Origin of the sequence: Pseudoalteromonas sp. ASV78 (assembly GCF_047806705.1) — a bacterium.
Lineage (GTDB): Bacteria > Pseudomonadota > Gammaproteobacteria > Enterobacterales > Alteromonadaceae > Pseudoalteromonas > Pseudoalteromonas prydzensis_A.
Map to the genome: position 1 here is coordinate 163,697 of NZ_JBLOPA010000002.1, position 24,070 is coordinate 187,766.

The following is a 24,070-nucleotide window of genomic DNA, read 5'->3' on the forward strand; positions in this document are numbered from 1 at the left end:
CTATTAAATTTGCCTACTTAGTTTGCTCTACCGCTGTATTCGCTGGTTCAAAGCGCGCTTCTAGCCAAGTGTCATCTTGGGTAAAGTGCAGTGTTTTCACTTTGCCTTTACCTTCAACATTAACCATATTGACTTGTGCAGGCCATAAATCACGCAGCGCACCATGACTCATACGAATACCTTTAATATCTTTAGGAATGGGCGCTTCTTGGTACACCCAAAAGAACTTTCCATCTATTTGCGCGCCCACTTCCTGCAACTCTAATGGCTGTCCATCAAGTGTTTGCAGAGCTACATGCGACTCTATATAGTCTGCAAAGCGTTGTTGATCTTTTTTATTACTAATAATATCAGCACTGCCAGGGAATAAATGCTCCACAGCATGCTCGGTATCGTGTAAATAAAAACGATGCATCAACTCGATGTTGTTAGTACGCTTATTAAATAAAACCGTGGTTACAGACGCTTTCAGTTGATGCGCCAGCGCAGGCGCAGCAACTAACATAGCAAGCGTAATGAGCAAAAAACGCATTATTGTTGTTCCTTAGCGTCATCTTTCTCTTGATCATTCTTTAATTCAGTTTTGCTATCATGCATGATATCGCGGCTGACTTTCGCTTTACTCTTATCACGCTTATACACTTCAATACGTGATGGAATAATACGGCGGGGGTAGTTGTTATTTTCAACATCGACATCAGCCGTTTCCCAGCGAGGGTCAACAGACACTGACACAAGTGGCTTATTGTTATCGGTGATAATAAGCTTTTGCACATGCTTATGATTACGACGCCAAATTTCAGCAGGGATATACTGCTCTTCTTTACTGCCGTCTTCATAAGTCAGTTCAAGTAGAATTGGCATCACTAAGCCACCTAAATTTGAGAACTCCAGCACATAGTAATTTTTATCTTCTGCAACGGCGCGATCCAGTACTTTCCTTTCCCACGGCTCTAAACCTTTTAAGAACTTGTTATACGCGTTACGCTCTTTATTAGTCACAGTAAAGCGGTCATTGGCGTCATAGAAATCAGTCACGTCTGGGTTTTCTTCAACCCATAATTTCTTACCTTCGGCTTTATTACGCTCAACGAATAAAGGCATTGGTTTAGCCGCTTCAATATCACGGAGGCGGTTAAAATCAATGTCTGGATTTTTGGTGTCTAAACGCAATTGATAGACTTTATCTAACGAAATATCAACATGATCTGTGCTGTAAAACCAACCACGCCAGAACCAATCTAAATCAACACCAGACGCTTCTTCCATAGTACGGAAGAAATCAGCAGGGGTAGGGCGCTTATATTTCCAGCGCTGGGCATATTCTTTAAAGGCAAAGTCGAATAACTCTCGGCCTAAAATAACTTCACGCAAAATATTCAATGCGGCAGCAGGCTTAGTATAGGCATTAGGGCCTAAGCGCAATACGCTGTCAGACTGCGTCATAATAGGCACTTGGTTTTCAGACTTCATATAAGCGACGATATCGCGCGGCTCTACGCCCCATGGAATAGTTGGATCCCATTCACGTCCAGCTACACCATCTAAAAAGCTATTTAAGCCTTCATCCATCCAGGTCCATTGCCGCTCATCGGAGTTAACAATCATTGGAAAGTAAATATGACCTACTTCATGGATCACCACACCGATTAAAAAGCGTTTTTCGGCCTGCGAATAAGTACGAGAACCATCATCTTGTAGTTTAGTACGTGGGCCATTAAAGGTGATCATTGGATATTCCATGCCACCTACAGGGCCATTCACAGATTGCGCAACCGGATATGGGTAGTCAAACGAATAGCGAGAATACACTTGCATGGTATGGATCACAGCTTCTGTGGAATACTTTTTCCATAAATCGCCACCTTCTTTGGGGTAAAATGACATCGCCATCACTAACGGCTGTTCATTACCACCTTGCTGATAACCTTTGGCATCCCACATAAATTTACGTGATGAAGCCCAGGCAAAATCACGTACGTTTTCGGCTTTAAAGCGCCACGTTTTGGTTTGATCTGTGCCTTGTTTTTCGTTCTCGAGCGCTTCTTCTTCAGTGACAATGAATACAGGACGCTGCGCATTTTCAGCTTGTTCTAAGCGCTTACGCTGAGTACGCGTTAACACACTGCTGGCATTATCAAGTTTACCGGTTGCTGATACGATGTGATCTGCAGGCACAGTGATCTCAACATCATAATCACCAAATTCAAGGGTAAACTCACCACTGCCTAAAAACGCTTTGTTAGTCCAAGCTTCATAGTCTGTATATGCGGCTAAACGCGGGAACCACTGCGCAAGTAAAAATATGTCATTACCATCTTCTGCAAAGTGTTCATAGCCTGAGCGAGCACCGACGGCATCTTCCTCAACAATGTTGAAAGCAAAGTTCATACTGAACTCAACATCTTTACCAGGCTTAAGCGGCTCGTTCAGATCAATCCGCATTAACGTATCAACCACAGTAACATTTAACTCTTTACCGCTCTCATCTTTAACATTAGCTACCGTAAAACCTAACTCATTATCGCTCATAAATTGCTGACGACGAAGTTGCGCTAAGCTTAACTTGGCCGGTTTGTCGTCTGGGCGACCTTGTAATTTATCAGCGTTAAAGGTTGTTGTACGTTCTGCGATTGAATCACTTTTAAAAATATTTTGATCGAGTTGCAGCCATAAATACTTAAGCGTATGTGGCGAGTTATTTTTATATTCAATGGTTTGGCTTGCTGTTAAACGGCGCTTTTGCTCATCTAAAGTAACGTCAATATCGTAATTAACTTTCTGTTGCCAATATTTTTCACCGGGCTCGCCAGCGGCACTGCGATATACGTTCGGAGTCGGCAGAGCTTCATCAAGTTGACGAAACTTATCAACATAACTGCCTTTTGTTTGTTCAACTGAAGAAGCCAAAACAGAACTTGAGAGCGCTAATGGTAAAAACAAAGCCCCTAAAGTTATCACTGCTTTTTGCATAATTAATCCTGTTAAATTTTCGTGATCTTACTGTGTCAAAATGGCCTGAGTTATTCAATAAAATAGCGATAAACCGCCGCTTTTATAGGGTAAAAAATGACATATTTGAAAATACAGATTAATTCTACTCGTAAACACCTTGTAAAGGGGGTTTACAGTAGCCAATGTATTTTGTCGAAGTAATAGCAGCCTGCGACAAAAAGGGCGCTTGCAATCACTTTCCAAAACAAAATTTAAAACGTAAAACTGGCTTGCTTTATGCAGTAGTTTGATGGTTATACCCATAACTTTGGGCCCAATTTCGGCTATTTTTAGATTAATCGCTAAATAGTGAATTCTTTAGTTGACCTTTATGGTCATTTGTATTTAAAATCGCCCACTTTTTTAATTTGAGGGATTTAAAAGCATGGCTTTTCCTTTCAAATATGTTTCAACATACAAGTAAAATGCGGTGGGCATATGGATTTTTATATCCTAAAAAAACAACAAGAATTGATTGCAATTCCAGCAGATGAACAAAGTTGTAAACAGTATCTAGATTCAGGCTACTTTTATATTGATAAGGTGGCGGCCTGTAATGAAACTAATGCATTAAAAGTGTTACAAGCCAAGCAAACCAAAGCATTAAAATTCCCCTTAGTGATGGCGTTATTGGCATTACCGATTGTGATTTTTGCTTGGTATAACCTCAGCCCTTAAAGATTGCTACTATGCCCTTGCATCTTATTTTAGCTTGGGTATATTGACGCTCTTAACTGATTTTAAGAGCGTGACATGAAAGTCTTACACACCTCAGATTGGCATCTTGGCCAACAATTTTATGAACATCACCGTGCAGATGAACACCAGCAGTTTTTTAGCTGGTTGATCGACACGCTCGTCAGTGAAAAAATCAATTTACTGTTAGTTGCAGGTGATATTTATCACACAGCCACACCGCCTGCTAGCAGTGAAAATCAACTTTATCAGTTCATCAAAAATGTTAAAAAGCGCTGCCCAACATTACAGATAGTGATTATTGCAGGTAACCATGACTCTGCAAATCGGATCATGACCGCAAAACCTTTACTGGCACAGTTTGATACTCACGTAGTAGGGCGTTTTGATGTAAATAACCCTGATGATGTTGTGATCCGTTTAAATACCGACTCAGTGAACGCTCATATCGTCGCTATGCCATTTTTACGCGCCAGTGACGTTACCACCTTAAGTAATACTGAAAACGGTCATGATTACGCTCAAGGTATTGCAAAAGCGTATCAACTTAGTAGCGATTGCGCACTCAAAGATAAACCCGCCTCGACACCTTTGATCATCATGGGCCACTTGCATGCTAAAGGTGGCGATATTTCCAGTGATTCAGAGCGTAATTTAATTATTGGCGGTGAAGAATCGGTCACTGCACAGATCTTTAGTAGCCAGGCAAACTACGTGGCACTTGGGCATTTACATAAAGCACAGCAAGTCGCAAAGTCTGACACTATCCGCTATAGCGGCACACCAATGCCGATGTCGTTCTCTGAGCGCAACTATAAGCATCAAGTATGCGTTGTTGAATTCACAGCCACTACCAACAATCATATTGAGGTTACTGTAAACCCCCTTTACATTCCCCGTGCAACTGAGGTTATGCTGCTGCCTGAAGGGGAGTGTGTGCCCCTCGAACAATTATGCGAACAAATAGCGAATTTGGATCTAAGCCGTTACAGCCAAGCGCCGTATTTAAGAGTAAAGCTCAGTGCTGGAGATACCGATACCACCTTTAGAGAACAAATAGAAAAAGCACTGGAAAATAAAGCGGTAAATTTTTGTGGTATAGAACGAGTACGGCAAATAAATAAACAGCAAAACAGCGCTGTGTTTGAAGATTTAAGCCAAGTCGAAATGCTCAACCCACAAACATTATTAGAGCAAGCGTTTGCAAATAATAAAGACATGGCTGGGCAAAGCGTACCCGATGCACTAAAAACACTTTTAAACGAGGTGATAAGTGAACTGACGGAGCAACAACTATGAAAATAACCGCAGTACGCATTCATAATTTAGCCTCAATTGTTGATGCTGAAATAGACTTTACCAAAGCCCCCTTAAAAGATGCAGGGTTGTTCGCCATAACCGGCGATACCGGGGCAGGAAAAAGCACCATACTCGATGCCATCTGCCTAGCCCTTTATGCAAAAACAGCAAGACTCGGCAACGATAAAGGCAATGTCATTGATTTTAATGGCGACACTATTAAGCTTAATGATCCGCGTAATTTATTAAGACGAGGCACCGGGCAAGGCCACGCAGAGGTTGATTTTGTTGGCCAAGACAAACAGCTGTATCGAGCACGCTACATAATATCGAGAGCGCGAAGCAAAGCCGATGGCAATCTAAAAATTGCTGAGCATAAACTATCTAGTCTTCCGGATGAGTCGTTACTTGTTAGTAATAAAAGTGCGACCAGTAAAGAAGTCGAACGTATTATTGGACTTAATTTTGAGCAATTCTCGCGCGCTGTCTTACTAGCACAACACGAGTTTGCGGCATTTTTAAAAGCCACTGGCGATGAGCGAGCGCAACTTTTAGAATGCCTAACCGGCACCGATAAATTTAGCTTAATTGGTAAGCGTATTTATGAGCGCTATCAAGAGCAAAAAAATAGTTTGGCACTACTCAAAGCCAGTTTAGCCAGTTACACCTTGCTTAGCGATGAAGAATTGGCAGCAAAAACTAACCAGCTTACAGAATTAAAACAGCAAATTGAGCACGCAAAAAAAGCAGCAGCTGACACCGAGCGAGGCGTTAATTGGTATCAACAAGCCAATAGCTTAGCGCAAGCTCTAAACCAAGCACAACAAAACCAACAACAAGCCCACGCCGCTCTTGCAGCTGTAGCAAAGCAAAGTGAGCAGGCGCAACAGGCAAAAAGTGCCCTGGAAATTAAAGACAACCGTAGTCGGTTTACTAGCTTAACGGCACAAAATAATGAGCTAAACACCAAGTTAACTGAGTTAAAGAGTATTGATCATACGACACTGATTGCAAACCTTGCCAATTCACTTGCAAAGCACAGTACAGCCTTGCAAACAGCTAAGCAGCAACAGAAAAGTGCTGAACCACTGATTGCCAAAGCCCGTGAGCTAGATAGCCAATTAGCTATCTATACGCAAACTATAACCAGCACCAGCCTACAAACTGAAAAAGAACAAACACAATTAACAAGTTTACAGCAGCAACTTGAGCAAAGTAAAACAACGCATGCTGAAGCCGCTAAGCTTAACGCTGAGCAGCAACAATGGTTAAGTCAACACAGCCAACTTAAACCATTAGCGAGTGATTGGGCTTACTTTCAACACAGTTTTAAGCAATTTATAAGCGCCACCGAGCAATTAAATACAACCGCTGCACAGAGTAAACAATTAGCAGTAGAGCTGTCGAAACACAATGAGCAACTGGCAGCGCAAAATAACCAAGTTGCAGTGAGTGAGCAGGCTGTGCTGAATCAGCAAACCGCACTCAACCAGCTAAACCAGCAGCAAAGCCAATTTAATATTGAACAAGGTGATGCCCAGCTGAAAAATATTGATTACTTAAAAGAGCAGCGCGAACGCTACAAGCAATTTAGCCAAGAACTAAAACAAAGCACGCAACAACAGAGCAACCTTGTTAGTGAATTGAGCCAAAGCGAACAACAGCAAACGGCATTAAAGCAAAATTTAGTTACGTGCGAACAAACACTTAAACACAGCGAGAATGCGCTTAACCAAGCACGACTGCGCGCCAGTGAAAGTGTTGAGCAGTTACGTGCTCAACTGACACTTAACGAGCCATGTGTTGTCTGTGGCGCTACTGAGCACCCATTTGCAACTAATCAAAACCAGCAATTAAATAACTTAATCGCCGACTTTGAAAGTGATTATACGCATGCAAAACAACACTATGAACACGCGCAAGCACAGCTGCACCAGCAGCAAACTCAGCATGCGCTGTTGGTTGCAGAACATACGCAGCTAAATCAGGCGATACACAATGCGCAGACTAAGCAGCTTGAAATTAACAACACCATGCAAAGCACGCGCAGTGAACTGAATAATTTAACTGCAGAGCAGTTAGACATGCGCTATGCGCAACTAAACGAACAAAAAGCACAGTATTTTAAGGTGCAACAACGCCAGCGTGACTTACAAGAACAAGTAAATCAGCTGCAAAATAGCCTCAAAGCAGAGCAACAGGCTCAGCAGCAGTTACACGGCCAACACGTTGATTTAACCCATCAACAAACCCAGCTGAGTAACAAGCACAGTGAGCTAAGTTCACAACTACATGAGTTAACCCATGCCCTAAGTGCACAATTTGCGCAAAGCGACTTTTGGCAGCAACTGCAAAACAATACGCTCGACCTCAATGAGTTAGCTCAGCGGGTAGGGCAGTACCAGCAAACTCAAAGTTTGCTTGAAGAAACTCAAAAACAACTCGATAGTAGCGAACAAAAAATCCAGCAACTTAACCCGCTCATTAGTGAAAACGCACAAACGTTAAAAGCGTTAACAACGGATTTAGCGAAGGCGCAGCAGCAACATAGCAGCACTCAAAGTGAGCGTTTGGCATTATTTAATAATGAGCACATCAGCGCAGACGACTACCAAGCAAAACTCGCTGCGCACTGCGAGCAATGCCAAGCACAACTAACACAAAGCCAACAAGCCCATGACAATGCGATAAAACAGCGTGACGAGCAGGCCATTACAGTTAATAACCATCAGCAACGTTTACAGGAAAACAACCAAGAACAAACCACGTTAACAACACGCTACGAGCAATGGTTTGCTGAATTTAAAAGCCAATATGCCGATGCTAGTCACGAACAGATCGCTATTTTACTAACTCTAAACGGTGATGAAATTAAAGCGCAATTGCAGCAACATGAGCAATTAACACAAGCATTAGTCGATGCAAATGCCGCGTTAAAACAACAGCAAAACGCCCATACTCAACACCAAAGTAGTGATAAGCCGCAACAAACAGAGGCTGAGCTTACAGCGCAGTTAACGACACTAACCGAACAACAAAACGCACTGCAGCAATCGCAACTGGAGCTCAATACCGCGCTTGCGCAGCATGACCAAAACAGTAAAGCGCTGCAAACCAAACAACAGCAACTCGCCACCTTGCAACAGCAAGTTGAGCAATGGCATCTGTTAAATAAAGTGCTGGGGGATGCAACGGGTAAGACCATGCGAAATTTAGCACAAACCCAAACCTTAAAAATATTGCTGCATTATGCCAATAGCCATTTGCGAACACTGAATAAACGCTATGAATTAACAGCCATAGAGCAAAGCTTAGATATTGCGATTGTTGATAAAGACATGGCCGATGAACAGCGCTCGGTAAATACGCTCTCCGGTGGTGAGTCGTTTTTAGTGTCGCTGGCACTAGCGTTGGGGCTTGCTTCGCTATCATCAAATAAAGTTAGTATTAATTCTTTGTTTATTGATGAAGGCTTTGGTACGTTAGACAGTGAAACTCTCAGTATTGCCATGGATGCACTTGACTCATTACAAGCGCAAGGGCGTAAAGTCGGAGTTATCTCCCATGTTTCACAAATGACCGAACGGGTTGCAACGCAGGTTCATGTAGCCAAAAAGCCCGGTGGTTATTCAACTGTCTCTATAATTTAAAGGATTGATTTGATGCCAACATTTACACATGAAGAAGCTAACGAGTACGATTCACGGATCACTCGTTTAGTCCCAGGTTATGATTTATTACATACAACAACAGCAGTACAGCTAAAAGCAACTCTGGGCGATAATGCACATATTCTAGTTGTCGGTTCAGGCACCGGAAAAGATATTGCAGAGCTTGCCGCACTCAATCCAAGCTGGCATTTCACAGCTCAAGATATTTCAACAGATATGCTCAATATTGGTCAAAAACGCTTTGCAGATTTAGGAATAAGTGATCGCGTAAAAATCCATGTTGGCGCTGTTGAGCAATTAACTGATACTTTTGATGCCGCATTGTGTTTATTGGTACTGCATTTTGTAGCCGATGATGGCGATAAAAAATCACTACTTAGAGCCGTTGCCAAACAATTAAAGCCATCTGCGCAATTGTATTTAGCAGATTTAATGCGCCCAGAAACAAGCTTTGAACGTGATGCACAGTTTAGTCTTTGCCAACAGTTAGGATTAACTGATATTGGGGTAGAGCGAATGAAGCATAATTTTGAGCATGAGTTTTATCCGTTAGACCGATTACGTCTTTCGGAGCTACTCGATAATGCAGGCTATAATGCGCCTAAATTGTATTTTAAAGCGCTAGGCTTTAGTGGCTATGTAATTCAAAAACGTTAAGAGTTTTAATAAGCTCAACCTATACAAGTACTGGTTGAGCTTATTAGTAAACTTTAATGTTGTTAAAACTCAACACACTGGTAATTATGCTAGCGAATTAGTTATTACCGCCTTATCTGTACCTATAAACTTGACTTCAACTGAAATACTGGTAGGCTATACGTTCATCTTTTACAGGACGTAAACTAATGAAAAAATGGATTTTTATCTTAGTGGCGCTGAGTTTGTCGCCCTTATACATAGCAACAACTTCAGCAAATACTGCACAACAATCATTAAAACCCACGGCTCCCCCCTTAACTGACCCCCTGTTGTTAACTGATTTAGTTAAGTCCCCCATTGCAGGTTTAACGCTCGAGTCATATTTTCATCACCATTATAAAAAACAAACCGCCTGGCATGAAGTTTATCGACCGCAACAACGCTGCAACGTGCAGCTAAGCAATGCAGATAGGGCTATTTGGTGCAAAAAAGGGATAGCTGCTGTTACGCCACTGCAGTTAGATAAGCAATCGGATAGCACCTCAAAACGCGCAGAAGCTCACCCTGATGATCAGGTATTCGAAATCATCTTGCCCAAACACAAACCACAATCCTTTAATTTTTTAGGTCAACAGATCACCCAGCAAACACACGTAAGTTTACTACAGCAAGTTTCGCCTTTACTAGGTATTGCGCTTAGCTGTTTATTAATCGTTATTACTGTTGCACTTTTTCACTGGCGAGAAACAATAAAATCACGCGCTAATACTGTTCAAAACCAATCAAAATAACCTTGTCAGCGCGTTTAGTTACAGCATCTAGGCTATCTTTCATCCGTTTTCAATTGTTTTGCTCGTTCTTCAGCAGCGATCAGTTTGGCTGATTTAGGCACTGTTTTTTTCGGCGCTATAGTCGGCTTTTCGGTTGAGTTTGGATCCCAGCTTGGATCCAGCGATAAGTTCGCAAATGGGTTCGCTTTTTGCTCACTCGACTGTGACTCAGCAGGCTCTGCACACTCATTATTATGGAGTGCTTGCTCTTGCTGTTCGGCGGCAAGCTCTTGATTAAGCGCTGCAAGTGCTTTCGCAATATCATCATTGCTGTCAGTCGCCGTAGGTTCAGTGCTTTCAAAGTCTTGGCTGCATGAATCATCAAGCAGCTCAACTGCCACCGTGCTGTTAAGTATTTGCTCTGAGCCATCTTCATCATTTTCAAGCTCTGTGCCTTCAGGCTGCTTTGAAGCAACGATTTCAGCGTCTTCATCTGCTGCAAACAGCTTGGTATCAATACTGCTTTCATCGACGTTAACAGCCGCTGAAGTGAATGCTGTTGCAGTGTCAGCAGCAAGCTTAGTTTTGTTAGTTATGGTTGCGTTAGTAATGGTTTCATTGCTTCGTTGCTTTTCAAGCGCTGCACTAGGTTGTTGGCCAGGTAGTGGCGCATCAGGATCAAAAGTACGCACTTCAGGCTCTTTGAAGTCGTGCTCATTACTAAAAATGCGTTGCGTTAGTTTATCTTGGTTTGGTACAGCTGATTTATTTGGCTGTTCCTCAGCGGTGCTGACAAGTGGAGCTGCTATGTTTGTGTTATTTTCGACTGTTGCAGGCGCTGAATTTTTCTTCCCACGTAAACGCAGCAACAGCAATCCAGCTAATAACAATACGGCTAATAACAATAAACTTGGCATTAACAATGAACCCGTATCAGCATCGCTACGACTAGCGTCAGTATTCATAGCCGTAACTGGCGGTAAGGCAATAACAGGAGCTGCATTTAGCCGCTCGGCTTGCTCATTAATAGCCTCATCGCTAAATTCTGCCGCTGGTGTTGCAACTTCACGCACTGCTATCGCAGCGTCTGGCACAGCTGCTGATACGGTTTCGCTTGGCGTTGTTTCATTTAACTTTGCTTGTGATGTGCTTGCCTCTGCGCTGCTGTCAAGGGGGTTTACAGCCTTACTCGGTTGCTCAGTAGGCACAGCGTTGCTGTCTTCTGCTTGCTTAGTAACTGGCTCAGGCATTGTGCTTTTTGGTGCTGTGATCTGTGGTTGCGACTGTTCAACTGGCGGCGGATTACTACAGTTTTTATCGTAATCTCTGGCCGCATTACGATAACTACGACTGCTGGTATTATCACTGTATTGCTGCATCTGTTGTTTGTACAAAATGCACATAGCTTCGCTGTATTTTGCAAAGCTATTAAAACTGCAAGTAAGTATAATAAAAAGGCCAAGCCGTGATAAGTAAGTGAGCATAATTCTATTAAGCAAAATAACACAATACTCTCAGTTTAATTGTACTGCGCAAATTTATCTAGCTGTGAATTTCACTAATCAATCACCATTAAAGTCCGATATTCATCATAAGCAAACTGATCAGTCATACCGCTGATATAGTCTTGAATAAAGCGACAGCGATAATAAAATTCGTATGCAATCACATGATCAGGCTCAGCTTGCATCGCATCGATGGCGTGCAGATAAGTGTTTAAATGCTTTTTTGACAGTTTTTGCAGCAAACGGGTTTCAATTAAAAAACGGCTATCGCCCTTGATCACTCGTTTAAAGTTATCGTGACTTAACTGGAGTAAGGGCTTATAACAATCCAATAACCCCGTAATAATACGATATCCTTGTAACTCTAACTTACCCACTTCTTTGTGAGAAAACACATACTCAAAGGCCACTTGTTTTAAAGTGCTGGTAATCGCGTGCAAATGGCTGCGATCTTCTAATAATGCTTGATTAAAGTCGCCGTGATAGACCGCCTCTATATTATCTATAAACCGTTTTGCAGCATAATTAACTAACGGATGAAGCAAGCTTACCCGTAAATAAATGAAAAATTCACTGTTGAAGTTATACGACTGTAATTTGGCTTTTTCTAAAGCATAATTAACTGCTTTATCAACCACATGCTGATGCTCAACAGCATCAATAGTATAGTTAATGAGTACTTTTTTATAATGTAGTTTAAGTTTATCGCAAAGTAGCTCAACGCTAATAATGCCTTTTTCCACGGCATCTTCAATATCCGCTAAACAATAGGAAATATCATCCGCTGCTTCCATAATGTAACTGGCAGGGTGACGACATTGTGGATCTATTTCGAGCTCTTTTTGCAATCGCTCTACAAAGTTTTTTTCGCTGTAATAAAAACCGACTTTTTTCATCAGATAATCTTTATCACGGGGTATATCTTCTTTAGCCATACTGGCCGGACGCGTGTATTTTAAAATAGCCGCGCTTTGGCTGTAAGTTAAATTCAGCGATAGCAACGAATGAATAATACGAATACCTTGCGCGTTTCCCTCAAAGTTAGCTATATCGTGGGCTAAATGCTTAAAGATCACCCCAATACCGGTATGCGGATCACCGCAACGTGCAGGAGTCAGTGCCGACAAATTTTCCTTAAACCAGTGGTTAATTGCCGCTTCACCAAAATGGCCAAATGGCGGATTACCAATATCGTGCATCAAGCAGGCCATTTCGACTAGGCTTTCCAGTGGTCGCTCCAAACCGGTCAGCCCATATTCCGTCTGTTGTTTAGTGGTCAAATTAGCAAAAATACGCTGCACAATAAAACGCCCCACTTGTTGTACTTCAAGTGAGTGGGTAAGCCGAGAGCGCACCGCGGCATTGCGCTCCAGTGGAAATACTTGGGTTTTTTGTTGTAAGCGACGAATTGCCGCACTGTTGATAATACGCCCACGATCGCTTTCAAGCGCGGTTTGTAAATTAGGGGTCGAACGCTGCTCACGTGCAGAGGTGATTTTTTTACTAAAGTCGATCATCGTCACTCCTTTATTAATAACTTTAATCTAACAGCTTGGAGAATAAATGAGAATTGATAATTAACTTTTAAAATAAAGCCTTATGTATGTCACAAATGCATATTACACTGCACTCTGGCACTTTTTTAACTCAACATTGCTTTAACCAAGGTGGTTTCCAAATGAAGTTTTTGGTTTTTTCAGTTCTATTATTTTGCTTTGTCAGTAATGCACATGCATTACAAAACCCAAATAACACGGTCGTGCTTATTTCGCTGGATGGCTTTCGCTGGGATTACATTGAAAAACACGGCGCCCCTCATTTAGCTGCTATCGCTAAATCAGGGGTTCGAGCGAATAAAATGCAGCCAGTGTATCCAACTAAAACCTTTCCTAATCATTTATCTATCATTACCGGTTTGTTACCTATTAACCACGGAGTAGTGGATAATCGCTTTTGCGACAGCAAACGCAACGACTGCTATAGCATGGGTAAAGGTAAAGACGACAGTACTTGGTTTAGTGGCATTCCACTTTGGAACCTCGCGACTATGCAAGGGCTAAAATCAGCAAGCTATTTTTGGCCCGAATCAGATGCGCGTTTTAATGGTATGACACCTGATTATTACTACCACTATTCAAAACACAGTGATTACCAAAACCGTATAGAGCAAATTATCCAATGGCTAAAACTCCCTGCACCACAGCGCCCACAATTAGTCATTAGCTATTTTTCATTGGTTGATAGTATGGGGCATAAATACGGGCCAGATGCTGAGCAGACAAAACAAGCGGTGCAGCAAGTCGATGCCTTAATGGGGCAATTACAACAGCGCCTAGCAGCCCTTGAGCAAGATGTTAACTTGGTTATTGTCTCTGACCATGGCATGAGCACCGTTGCGCCAAACCAAAGCATTGCCATCAGTAGCTTACCCAAAGATGATAAATTTATGGTTAAAAATACCGGCCCACGCGTGCTAATTTATGCCAATGAAAACACCACAGCAGCAGATATCAGCGCTTATAAAGAACGCTTAAACAAAGCAGCGAAAGGCCGTTACATAGTCCTAACTGATAGCCAGCGAGCGCAGTATCATTATCAAAATAATGGCCGTACTGGCGATATTATTTTACAAACCACAGCACCAAAAACCTTCGCCGATACTGGCAAAGTTAACTATTTAGGTACCCATGGCTACGCGTACAGCGATGATATGGCGGCAACCTTTATTGCTAATGGCCCCGCATTTAAACAAGGCATTACCCTTGATAAAGTCAATAACCTCGATATTTATCCTATGATTGCTAAAGTATTAGGGATTGAGGTATTGAGTAAAATTGACAGTGATGGGGCTACACTTTGGCCGGCCTTAAATAACTAACCTGAGCTCAGGACAAGCTATCTTTAGTCCAGTGTTCATCGCTATCTGCGTTGCATATACTGGCGCTAGTTAGCGCCAGTAAAAAGAGCGCAACTGCGCTCAAAAGGGAAAAACAATGTACTAAAAATAACGCTTATTTAAAGTTAGCAATACTGTTTTTAGTCTCGTTCACTGTGCGCCAAGCAAACGACTCGCCAGTTACACCATAAGGAAGGCCATTCACACTCCAACTTGGATTAGAAAAATAATCGTATTGTGTGGCGCTACCAAATACATGCGGGTACGCCATTATACTGGCGAATTGATTTTGCACACCATGACCCATACCATCTACATATACACCACCTGAGGTGTCACCTTGTTTACGTGAATGCAGCAAGCCTTGATTGTGACCCAGCTCATGCACAAACGTTGTCGCCCCACAATCTACTGCTGTAATACTATACATACTGTTACTTGAGGAGCTGTATAAACTACCGTTACTGCCATTACCAACCCACGCAATACCGCAGGAAATTAGATTACTGCCCGCACTTTGACCAGTACCAAGCACAGCGACCATATCTGCCCCCCAGCTATTACGTAAACCTTGAATATAGCTACTATTAGTTACTGAGTTTAACCAACTGCTCGAAGGTGTAATAGCATGGTTGCCTAAGTTTTCGCTACCGACTAAACGTAACGTAATATCAACCCCATTTTGGCTATATACTTGGTTACTAAAGGCAATGTACTGGTTGATTTTAGTGTTAATGTTGGTGGTGGCAGCTGCCGCTTGATCGGTATATAAAATAGCAATATCAATGGTCGCCGCTTGGCTAGTTGCAGTCATACCTAATGCACAAAATGCAGCTAAAGTGGTTAGTCGTTTGTTCATCTTATTTCCTTGTTAGTTGTGTTTTATTGGCTTAAAAAATTACGCGTGATGAATTTTTATAAGCTATTAGCCTTAGCTTTTGGAGCAAAAGGATCATCCCCTTCACTGGGCTGAGCAGCGGGTTGATTGGTTACTTGGTGTTCAATATGGTTTTTATAGAGGTCGCGCTTAGCCGCTAACCAGCCATATTGCCCTTTACTTTCAAACACGTAATTACCACTTGGGGCAGTAAATTGGCCATATACAGCATCTTTTCCGATAGTCAGCACTGTGGTATGAAAACGTCCATCAGCACCAATAACGCTGCCAAATACACTTTTATCGCCATTACTGGCGGCAATCACATTAGTCACTTCGGCGCTAAAAGTTTCAGCCGTCTGCGGGATCGCTAAATCAAAGCTATCACCTTGCTTAAGCTTTCTTAGTGCAGCTAAGTCAAATTCAACATAGGCTTCATTTTTTAAATCAGTCGGTAATACACCAGCCGCTTTAAGTACCTGCTTAGCTTTATCTGATGGACGGTTGATGGCATCAAACTCGCTATCACTTTGCAGCGTATTTGCAGGTGTTGTTGCGCTTACACTCGGTAATGATTTACTAGGCAAAGGTTTAGTGACTATTGGTGCTGCAACTACAGCAACATTTTTTTCATTCATTGGCGTAACCGTAGCTGTTTTCACCTCTTCATGAATAGCGTATTCATAGATAAAAAATACACTAAGTGGGACAATGACAATAAATGCAATAGCTGCCTTCATTTGTTTCTCTTCCAGATCCAAAGGTTAATTTGATGTTAACCTTAAATCGAAACAAAAAAAATCGCAAGCACAAAACTGTTACCGATAACAAAAACATGAAAATAAATATTTTCAGACTAATCTGAGTGTTAATAATAAGTTCAGTTGCAATTATGGGAAAATAATTTGAACGACCTAAATAGCACGCCATTTAATTAACAATAAGTTATCATTTTTACCTTTTTTCGCTTGATTGCTCTATTTTCCATTAATGCACTTTTGTAACGCTGTAAATGGTGGCTAATTCAAAAAATAAATTATCGTGACGATAAAATTTATTTGTTTTACTACTGATCCGACGAGCTTCATACTCCGCGTCTTTTGCCGCAGACTCTGCCCCATCACGAGCGCCGGTGAATATCTATCGCGTAGTGAGCCATTTTTCTGTGAGCTGCGAACTAAACCCAAGAGGAATAACCATGCGTGGTTGGATCATTTACAAAGACAGTGCAGGCTTACTTAAACAAGAAACTTACGAAGTAGAGCGCCTATTAGCAGCCGCTCAGGAAGAGGGCATTGATTTACAAGTTTTCTCACCCGATCAATTTGATTTGACCATCACTCGAGAAGACGGTAAAAGCATTCTAATTGACGGTGTAACCACCATTTTGCCTGACTTTGTTATTCCTCGCATGGGTGCCAGCACCACCTATTTTGCGCTGGCAATTATTCGCCATCTTGAGCGCTTAGGTGTGTACTGCGTTAACAGTTCACAATCAATTGAAACCGTAAAAGACAAATTATTTGCACAGCAAATTTTAGCTGAGCGTAACTTACCAACCCCCAATACGATGCTGGTAAAATTTCCGGTAAATATCGACTTAGTAGATAGGCAAATAGGCTTTCCGGTGGTGATAAAAACGCTGTCTGGCTCGCAGGGCAGTGGCGTATTTTTATCAAAGTCAAAAAGCGAATTTGACGATTTAATGCAATTAATTGAAGCCGCTAATCCACAAGCGAATATTATTTTACAACAGTTTGTTAAATCAAGTCATGGTCGAGATTTGCGAGTACTTACTATTGGCGGTCGCGCTGTGGCATGTATGGAGCGTAACTCAGGTGGTAAAAACTTCAAAGCGAATGTGAGCGCCGGGGGTACAGGCAAACCACACCCAATCACGCCCGAAATTGAATGGTTAGCGACCCAAACCGCCAATGTACTAAACCTTGATGTGGCAGGCATTGATCTATTATTTGACGATAATCACTTTAAAATCTGTGAAGCAAACTCAAGCCCTGGTTTTGAAGGCTTAGAAGCCGCATTGGGGATTAACGTAGCGCGTGAAATTTTACATTTTATTCGTATTCGTTTAGGTATTTTTGACCGTCCTGAGAAGTTAAATTTAAGCTTAGATGAAAGCACTGATACTGTCACCGAATTGCCAACGCCAAAAGCGATTTTAAGCGCTGTCACTAAGTAAAATTGAGGCACTAAATCCATCACTATCACTGTGTAAATTAAGTTGCAGTTGGTGACGGGAGCAGATTGCCTGCACTGTTGCCAACCCTAAACCAAAGCCTTCATGTTGGCGAGCTGGATCGGCACGGTAAAAACGTTTCGTCAGCTGAGTAAGTTGTTCTTGACTCACCCCTTTACCACTATCACTGATAGTGATAGAGCGAGGATCGCTATAAATAACGATACTAGCGCCAATCCCCGCATATTTAATTGCGTTATCTAATAAGTTAAACAATGCCTGAAACAATAAGTTTTTATCCCCTTGCAGGTGCATAACCCCATGACTATCAAGCTTAATTGTTTGCTGCTGTTGTTCGGCACTGGGTTGTAACATTTCAATTAGATCAGTGAGCAGTAACTGGCAGTCAACTTGTTGCATTGCCATTGGGAATTTACCATGCTCGAGCCGTGTTAGTTTTAACATAGCGTCAAAGGTATTAATAATAGTGTCAAGCTGCTCAATATCTACGCCCATCTCAGGGTGACGTAGGGCTTGTTGCTCAAGGTTTAGCCGTAATCGCGTTAACGGGGTTTTTAGGTCATGGGCAATGTTATCGGTGATCCCTTGCACTAAGGCAAAGTTCTCTTCTAGCGCATCAAGCATGGTATTAATATGCGCACCTAAGCGGTCAAACTCATCGCCTTTTTGATGGTGTTTAATACGTGCCGATAAATCGCCATTTTGCACTTGTTCCGCCGTATTATTAAAGTAATGCACACGGCGTAAATGGCGTCTTGCAAATATATAGCCAAACACCCCAGTTAATAACAAACTAATTAAGCATGCCCATAAAGCAATGGTTTTAAACTCAACAATTAACCGTTGCAGGTGTTCGGTCGCGGTCGCAAGCACAATATCGCCATGTTGGGTTTGCACTATGCCAGTGGTTAATAAGCGAATTTGCCCACGTTGTGCGTCCAATACCGGAAAAACCACTGTACGTGGCAAAGTAGGGATATTCTCTGGCAAAAAACTTAATTGCTGACTCTGCTCGCTCTCACTTTGCCAAAATATAAGTAAATCACCTTCACTGCGAAATACCTCTAGTTGCGCAAAAAAACTATCTGCAGAGAACTCACTCGCAAGGCCTTCGATCCTAACTTGCTCAGCGGCGAGGCGTCGTTCAACTTGGCGACTTTGCTCACCTAATAAAAGTTGATAGATCAGCACAACCGTCAATGCCAGCATCACCGCCATAATAACAGCAAAGCCGAGCGTTAAACGCCATACAGAACTATTACGCGGATCAAATTGACGCCAAATGGAATCGTTAATCGGCATAATTTTGCTCTTTAGCAAGGCGATAGCCCACCCCGCGAATGGTTTCAATATGAACTCCGGCATCGAATTGCTGTAACTTTTTGCGTAGCCGTGCAATGTGAACATCAATAACGTTGGTGCCAGGATCAAAATGGTACTCCCATACAGCTTCAAACAATAGTGTACGGGTGACGAGCTTACCTTGATGTTCTAATAAAAAGCGTAATAACTTAAATTCTTTTGGCTGTAAGCTCAGTGCTTGCCCAGCGACTTCAGCTTTGTGATTGGCGTAATCTACCTGTAAGTTTGCTAAACGAAGGATAGTATTAAGCGGTGGGTGAGCAACTTGGCGTTTAATCAAATTTTCTGCGCGAATAGCCAGCTCTGAAAATGCAAAAGGTTTTACAAGGTAATCATCACCACCGGCTTTTAGCCCAGTAACACGATCATCAACTTTATCAAGCGCGGATAAAATCAGTACTGGTGTTGTTTTTCCTGTCGCTCGCAAAGCTGCGAGTACTTGCAGACCATCAAGTTTCGGTAACATCCGATCCAGAATAATAATGTCATATTCTTCACAGGTACTCAGCAATAAACCTTGTTGCCCATCCGCCGCCGTATCAACCGTATAGCCTTGTTCACTAAACGCTTTATAGAGAAAATCACGATTTTGCTTGTCGTCTTCGATCAGCAGTAATTTCATTAGTCAGTTCAACTTAGTTTAATCAATAGACAAAATAGCCGCTTAGTTACCCCAACGCAGCAAAGGCAGATCTTTGCCCGTTGCCAAATCAATGGCTTTTTTATGCCGTCCTTGTGCTGTTATAAAGGTGGCCACCATGTAGGTCACGCCCATATCTTGCTCAAGCTGGGCTTCAATAAGGTATTGATGGGCAGGATCATGCATTTTGCGCACTAAGCCTTGCATGGTATAGCCCTTATGACGCATTAACTCTGCCGCGGCAATTTCTTCTTGTTCATCAAGCTCAGGGGCGTTGTACTCAAGTTCAATCAAGCTGCCGTTTTGATCTACTAATAACTCAATAAAGCGTGCACTACTAGCTTGATATAATGTGACCTCATACGTGGTATTGCCTTTTTCAAACTCAAGCTCAAACTCCACGATCACGGCTTTATTACTGTATTCGTTCTCAATTTTTTGTAATATGGCGCTCGGCGTTGGTGCGTTTGCTTGATGCAGCTTTGCAAAAATAGCGGAGCTGGCAGCAATACTCATTGAGGTGACAAACAATAAGCTAACTAGCAATAATTTTTTCATGTACTTACCTCAAACCACAGCCGTTATTAGCAACGGCTGTGGCATTTTCAATTAATCGTCAAGTCGACATGCTGTAACTTGATCCTCTGCAACCCATCGGCATTCAAGTTCAACATACTGATCAAGGTATTGATCGAGTGAATTATCCTCACTTACATAACCCCATAAGCTAGCTTGCATGTTTTGATCTGCACTGACAAAACCAGTTAGATTAAGCGGCTCATTGCCATCCATTAGCTCAACTTCGCTAACGGTTTGTTTATCATCGGCGATAATCCCCTCAAGTTCAAGCCATCGGCTCTCTATGTTATTTAACGTTAAGCCATCATCAAATACGGTTTGGTTATTAAGTATAAATTCAATACCATTGATTGTCGCAACACCCTGTGTGTAAGTCACTAACCCTGTAACTGAAAAAGCGCTGTTGCTGTTCACAACATCATTTGCTGATCCAAACTCAATCTCTTGCGCTACAAACCTGTTATTTGCTTGCTGCCATAGGGCATCAATCTCAACAAACCGTCCAATCGCTAGATCAGCTACCGTTCCATCATCATAACGCGTTTGCGCATTTAAACTGACTTGCCATTGGCCATTAATAGTCATTAAGGTTGAATCATTGTTTAGCCACGTAATTTGCCCCGCTAACTGGCTATCCGTGTCATCATCAAAACTACTGTGTTGCTTGGCATCAACTTCGTTTGCCAACAGCTGTTGGCCATTCATAAACCCTTCAACTTCAACGAATTGTCCATTAACAAGAGGCCCATCCACATCTGCTTGTTGATAATTAATCATAATATTCCCTAACGAGAATGTCCTTTGTTGGGTATTAAGTGCAGAGATTACCCCTTCGACTTCAAGCTCAGTTTGGGGATCACTGATTGGCTGCTGGTAGGTCACTGTTAACCTGTTGTAAGCACTGTTATAACCACTTACTTCAACTAAATCACCATCCTTTACCGTGCTGCTATCAAATCCTGTTAATCTCACACCAGCAATATTAATAGCGTTACCTTGAACCTGCACTGGACCTTTAAAATTAGGATCGTAATCAATTTCCGTTGCGTGGCTGCCGTTGGTTTCTACTACAACCATCATGCCTTTTTTCAAGTCACTCAATGAGCCATCTACACCATCAATCTCCACCTCGGCATTACTTGCCGGGATCTCATGCTGATTTACTGTAATTGTTGTTGCTGTAGTGGCGGTTAGCTCACCAATTAGTACGCTTGGTAACTGTGCAGTAGGCGTAGTAGGCTCATTGCTCTGTGAATTACTACTGCCACAAGCAGTTAATGCGAGTGTCAGTGCTGATAATGAAATAATCTGAGTGATTGTTTTGTGCTGGCTGTGCATAATTAACTCCAAATTTAGTCGGCTGAATAAGCTGTTTATGCCAAGCACTATAACCGGCTATAAATATCGGCAAGGTGGAGAGAACATTAAATTTTGTTAATGTTTACTTAAGCGAGTAATACCTTAGTCAAAAATAGCTTACTGCGACTAGCATCACTGCAATATTTATGTATAACTAGAGCGATAAGACTTATCCCTTTAGGAATTTCATGCAACTTTCAAATCAGCTATTAAATCGCTTAACCGCAGGCTTAGTCGCTGTGATCATTGGTTTTACCAGCTCAATCGCTCTTATTTATCAAGTCGTTATTGTACTCGGTGGCACTGCTGACTTAGTTGCCAGCTGGGTACTGATGTTAGGGCTTGCGATGGGAGTTACCTCAATTGGTTTATCGTATTATTATAAAATTCCTATTTTAATTGCATGGTCAACAACCGGCGCCGCTTTACTGATCACCAGTGCCCAAGGCTATAGTTTAAACCAAGCGGTGGGCGCATTTATGTTTAGCGCCTTATTAGTGTTTATTTCCGGTATTACTGGCTGGTTTGCAAAAATAATGGAGCGTATTCCCAGCCAAATTGCCTGCGCTATGCTAGCGGGTGTGCTGGTGACGTTTGGCATTGATGTATTTAACTTTATGAGTGAAAAACCGTTACTCATAGGGGTTATGGTATTGGTCTATTTGATCTGTAAACGGCTCATGCCACGTTTTACTATGCTCATGGTGCTAATTGCAGGCTTTGTGATGGCGGGCGCCACAGGGCAAATTGATACCAGCAACTGGCAATGGAAAATGAGTGAGTTTGCGTTTATTAGCCCTGAATTTAATTTACAAGCAATGATCAGCGTGGGTATTCCGCTTTATATTGTCACTATGACCTCACAGAACTTACCCGGTATTGCGGTGTTAAAAGCCCATAACTACCCTGCACCTGTTTCTGCGGCGCTCAACGTGACTGGCCTCACTAATATTTTGATCGCCCCTTTTGGTGGTTACGCCATTAATTTAGCAGCCATTACCGCAGCAATTTGCATGAGCGAAGACGCTGACAGCGATCCTAACAAACGCTACTGGGCAAGTATTGCAGGCGGTGGGTTTTATATTTTGATGGCCATTGCAGCAGCGACGTTAGTAGGGTTAGTCGCAAGTCTACCGCAAGCGCTAATTTTAGCTCTCGCTGGTATCGCCTTATTTACCACCATTGCATCGAGCTTACAGCAAGCGTTGTCAGACAGTTATTATACGGAAGCGGCGATGATCACCTTTTTAGTGACGGCTTCTGATCTTACTCTGTTCTCTGTTGGCTCTGCATTTTGGGGCATACTTGCAGGCGGGCTGACTTTATGGCTGATCCCACGAAAATAACACCCGTAATAAACCAGCTTGCGCATCGTTGAGTAGCCATTGTGCTAATTAGTGTTTATAAACTCACGCCCACAGTGATCATTATTTAAACACACTTAGTATAACAAGATAATAACCGCCCTAGTGCATAAGGAACTGACTAAGGCGGTTATTATTCAACTATTCAACTATTCAACTATTCAAAAGTATGGTGACGCGTCACACTAAACCGATTAAGAATATGGTGCATAATATACACCGCACATAAGCTAACGATGATTGCCACAGAAACCGATGAAAATCGATACAGCGCACTGTAAATCAAGTCTTGTCCAGGCCCAAGTGACTGACCAAATAAAATTCCAAAGGTGGTTATGATACCAAAACCAACACCTGGGATCCCGCCGCCGATAATATGATAACGGCTAAATATAAAGGTCAAAATCCACAATATCAGCGCTGGAAAAAGCAAAATGTCAGTGTGGTTATATAAAAATAACTGCGACACCAACGCTAAGTTACAGCCAATTAGAGTACCGATTGCTCGTTGCCAGCCAGCCATACCAGCCGCTTTCCAACACAACGGAAACAAAATTAAAATCGAGGCTGCTTGCGCTGATATTGAGTCTTGCAAATCAAACACCTGAAACAGTACAAATGACAGCGTCGCGACAGTTGCACATAACAGTACTTCATGGCGAATGCTCTCTTTTGCTTTAGTTGGCATTACACGAGCTTGGCGTGGGGCAACATCAGGAAACATAAAGTGCATTAATACCGCAGTCAGTACCGTGACTAGAACCGCTAAACCATTGCTTATAATTAGCGGATAAATACTGGTGCCATTGCCGACATAACTGGCAAAGTGCAATTGAATAGATAAACTCACCACACTCAAAGCACCAAATAAAAAGTTAGCTCCACGGCTCATTTGATAAAATAAAAACGTAAATGCTAAAAAGCTCAACATGGTCATAACCACAGGTAAATGCGAAAACAACCCTTGCACAATCAACACAAATAATGCGCTAAATGCGGCACTGGCAAAAAACTGACGAATAATATGCGCATTTAAAATCGGCACTAAACCAAGTAACAACATAGGATAAACGGTAAAGAAAATCCCATTAGGCCAATTCATTAACTTACACAAACTAAAGCCTAGGGCACTACCACCGGCAATACGAAGTGCTTGACGAAGGCCATTTTTATCAAGGACATATGGTGCTGACATGACGTC

At 42.2% G+C, this 24,070-nt stretch carries 19 protein-coding genes; 8 read left to right on the forward strand and 11 right to left on the reverse strand.

Going from position 1 to position 24,070, the window contains the following annotated elements; translation table 11 throughout:
- Positions 1-13: 13 nt before the first annotated feature.
- On the reverse strand, positions 14-532 hold the full coding sequence (locus tag ACMVDV_RS18915) for a DUF6702 family protein (protein WP_304181005.1): 519 nt from the start codon (positions 530-532) through the stop codon (positions 14-16).
- Positions 532-2,973 (reverse strand): M1 family metallopeptidase, encoded by a 2,442-nt coding sequence (locus ACMVDV_RS18920; protein ID WP_416159223.1) that lies wholly within the window; start codon positions 2,971-2,973, stop codon positions 532-534. The genes ACMVDV_RS18915 and ACMVDV_RS18920 overlap by 1 nt, the downstream gene beginning before the upstream one ends.
- Positions 2,974-3,432: 459 nt before the next feature.
- Between ACMVDV_RS18920 and ACMVDV_RS18925 the strand changes: the two genes are divergently transcribed.
- The 5 genes from ACMVDV_RS18925 (at position 3,433) to ACMVDV_RS18945 (ending at position 10,090) form a co-directional block, all read left to right on the forward strand.
- A complete protein-coding gene (locus ACMVDV_RS18925; RefSeq protein WP_304181009.1) occupies positions 3,433-3,672 on the forward strand; it encodes a hypothetical protein in 240 nt (79 codons plus the stop codon).
- 75 nt (positions 3,673-3,747) lie between these two features.
- Complete coding sequence (locus tag ACMVDV_RS18930; RefSeq protein ID WP_416159224.1) at positions 3,748-4,989, forward strand: exonuclease SbcCD subunit D; 1,242 nt, start codon at positions 3,748-3,750, stop codon at positions 4,987-4,989.
- Positions 4,986-8,639, forward strand: coding sequence for an AAA family ATPase (locus tag ACMVDV_RS18935; protein ID WP_416159225.1), 3,654 nt, complete (start codon positions 4,986-4,988; stop codon positions 8,637-8,639). The genes ACMVDV_RS18930 and ACMVDV_RS18935 overlap by 4 nt, the downstream gene beginning before the upstream one ends.
- 12 nt (positions 8,640-8,651) lie before the next feature.
- Entirely contained in the window at positions 8,652-9,317 is a 666-nt protein-coding gene (locus ACMVDV_RS18940) for a class I SAM-dependent methyltransferase (protein WP_304181015.1), read from the forward strand.
- A gap of 188 nt (positions 9,318-9,505) precedes the next feature.
- Positions 9,506-10,090 (forward strand): hypothetical protein, encoded by a 585-nt coding sequence (locus ACMVDV_RS18945; RefSeq protein WP_416159226.1) that lies wholly within the window; start codon positions 9,506-9,508, stop codon positions 10,088-10,090.
- Between the two features lie 32 nt (positions 10,091-10,122).
- On the opposite strand, the gene ACMVDV_RS18950 is transcribed toward ACMVDV_RS18945, so the two are convergent.
- Together ACMVDV_RS18950 and dgt are read right to left on the reverse strand one after the other, a co-directional pair.
- A complete protein-coding gene (locus ACMVDV_RS18950; RefSeq protein ID WP_416159227.1) occupies positions 10,123-11,463 on the reverse strand; it encodes a hypothetical protein in 1,341 nt (446 codons plus the stop codon).
- A gap of 164 nt (positions 11,464-11,627) precedes the next feature.
- Entirely contained in the window at positions 11,628-13,091 is a 1,464-nt protein-coding gene (gene dgt, locus ACMVDV_RS18955) for a dGTPase (RefSeq protein ID WP_416159228.1), read from the reverse strand.
- A 161-nt stretch (positions 13,092-13,252) separates the two neighbouring features.
- On the opposite strand from dgt, the gene ACMVDV_RS18960 reads away from it, so the two are divergent.
- Positions 13,253-14,452: an ectonucleotide pyrophosphatase/phosphodiesterase gene (locus ACMVDV_RS18960; protein ID WP_416159229.1), complete on the forward strand. Its 1,200-nt coding sequence runs from the start codon at positions 13,253-13,255 to the stop codon at positions 14,450-14,452.
- A 133-nt stretch (positions 14,453-14,585) separates the two neighbouring features.
- Here the strand turns inward: ACMVDV_RS18960 and ACMVDV_RS18965 are convergent, their stop codons facing one another.
- The gene (locus ACMVDV_RS18965) at positions 14,586-15,329 is read right to left on the reverse strand and encodes a zinc-dependent metalloprotease family protein (protein WP_416159230.1); all 744 of its coding nucleotides are present in this window, start codon (positions 15,327-15,329) and stop codon (positions 14,586-14,588) included.
- A gap of 56 nt (positions 15,330-15,385) precedes the next feature.
- Complete coding sequence (locus tag ACMVDV_RS18970; RefSeq protein WP_416159231.1) at positions 15,386-16,087, reverse strand: hypothetical protein; 702 nt, start codon at positions 16,085-16,087, stop codon at positions 15,386-15,388.
- A 458-nt stretch (positions 16,088-16,545) separates the two neighbouring features.
- Between ACMVDV_RS18970 and ACMVDV_RS18975 the strand changes: the two genes are divergently transcribed.
- The gene (locus ACMVDV_RS18975; protein WP_416159232.1) at positions 16,546-17,547 is read left to right on the forward strand and encodes an ATP-grasp domain-containing protein; all 1,002 of its coding nucleotides are present in this window, start codon (positions 16,546-16,548) and stop codon (positions 17,545-17,547) included.
- Here the strand turns inward: ACMVDV_RS18975 and ACMVDV_RS18980 are convergent.
- Genes ACMVDV_RS18980 through ACMVDV_RS18995 form a run of 4 tightly spaced genes read right to left on the reverse strand, consistent with a single transcriptional unit; the run spans position 17,527 to position 21,484 of the window.
- Positions 17,527-18,867, reverse strand: a complete 1,341-nt coding sequence (locus tag ACMVDV_RS18980) for a sensor histidine kinase (RefSeq protein WP_416159233.1) — start codon at positions 18,865-18,867, stop codon at positions 17,527-17,529. The genes ACMVDV_RS18975 and ACMVDV_RS18980 overlap by 21 nt on opposite strands.
- The gene (locus ACMVDV_RS18985; RefSeq protein WP_283708818.1) at positions 18,857-19,549 is read right to left on the reverse strand and encodes a response regulator transcription factor; all 693 of its coding nucleotides are present in this window, start codon (positions 19,547-19,549) and stop codon (positions 18,857-18,859) included. The genes ACMVDV_RS18980 and ACMVDV_RS18985 overlap by 11 nt, the downstream gene beginning before the upstream one ends.
- 42 nt (positions 19,550-19,591) lie before the next feature.
- The gene (locus tag ACMVDV_RS18990) at positions 19,592-20,125 is read right to left on the reverse strand and encodes a hypothetical protein (RefSeq protein WP_416159234.1); all 534 of its coding nucleotides are present in this window, start codon (positions 20,123-20,125) and stop codon (positions 19,592-19,594) included.
- Between the two features lie 51 nt (positions 20,126-20,176).
- Positions 20,177-21,484 (reverse strand): DUF5666 domain-containing protein, encoded by a 1,308-nt coding sequence (locus ACMVDV_RS18995; protein WP_416159235.1) that lies wholly within the window; start codon positions 21,482-21,484, stop codon positions 20,177-20,179.
- 209 nt (positions 21,485-21,693) lie between these two features.
- Here ACMVDV_RS18995 and ACMVDV_RS19000 point away from each other — a divergent pair, with 209 nt between their 5' ends.
- Positions 21,694-22,851, forward strand: coding sequence for a benzoate/H(+) symporter BenE family transporter (locus ACMVDV_RS19000; protein ID WP_416159236.1), 1,158 nt, complete (start codon positions 21,694-21,696; stop codon positions 22,849-22,851).
- Positions 22,852-23,026: 175 nt separating this feature from the next.
- On the opposite strand, the gene ACMVDV_RS19005 is transcribed toward ACMVDV_RS19000, so the two are convergent.
- Positions 23,027-24,064, reverse strand: a complete 1,038-nt coding sequence (locus ACMVDV_RS19005; RefSeq protein WP_416159237.1) for a DUF2955 domain-containing protein — start codon at positions 24,062-24,064, stop codon at positions 23,027-23,029.
- Between the last annotated feature and the right edge of the window lie 6 nt (positions 24,065-24,070).